Below are 546 nucleotides of genomic sequence, written 5' to 3'. Positions count from 1 at the left end.
TGGCGCTGACCGGCTGCTCGCCCTGCGGCAGGGTCAGCGCCGTGATGCGGCCCCCATCGCGCTTGAAGCCGGTGACCGGCTGGGCCAGCAGCCCGCCGCCTTCGACCACGAATTTTTCCGCCAGCGCCCGCACCAGGCGATAGGGGTTCAGCACATGGGCGGCATCGGTGAAGATGCGGCCGCCCGCCGGCTTCTTCTTCAGGCCCGGCAGCAGGGCGAGAACTTCCTCGGGGGAAAGATCGCGCGTGCGGATGCCGAAGCGCGCCAGCGTCGGCGTCTCGGCCAGCGCGGCGGCCTTGCCGGCTTCGGTCTCGAAGACGTTCAGCGCGCCCTGCTGCCGCATGATCGAGGTCAGGCCGGACAGGCCGAGCTCCGTCTCCCAATCGGACCGCGCCGTGGCCAGCAGGCCGGCCAGCGCCGTGGTGCCGGCCTCGACCCGGCCGGGCAGGCTGGCGGCGGCGAAGTGGCGCAGCCAGGGCAGCATCGACGGCAGGCCCATCCAGCGCAGCGTCAGTGGCCCCAGCGGCTTGACCAGCATGGCGGGGA

General features: G+C 72.7%; 1 protein-coding gene. It reads right to left on the bottom strand.

Annotated elements, in window-relative coordinates; all coding sequences use genetic code 11:
• A partial coding sequence (locus BKE38_RS29045; protein ID WP_131829789.1) for an NAD(P)/FAD-dependent oxidoreductase occupies nt 1–546 on the bottom strand: 546 nt, incomplete at both ends.

Source organism: Teichococcus deserti (assembly GCF_001982615.1).
GTDB classification, from domain to species: domain Bacteria; phylum Pseudomonadota; class Alphaproteobacteria; order Acetobacterales; family Acetobacteraceae; genus Pseudoroseomonas; species Pseudoroseomonas deserti.
The sequence above is the reverse complement of the archived record's forward strand: the minus strand, read 5'-3'. Positions and strand labels throughout refer to the sequence as shown.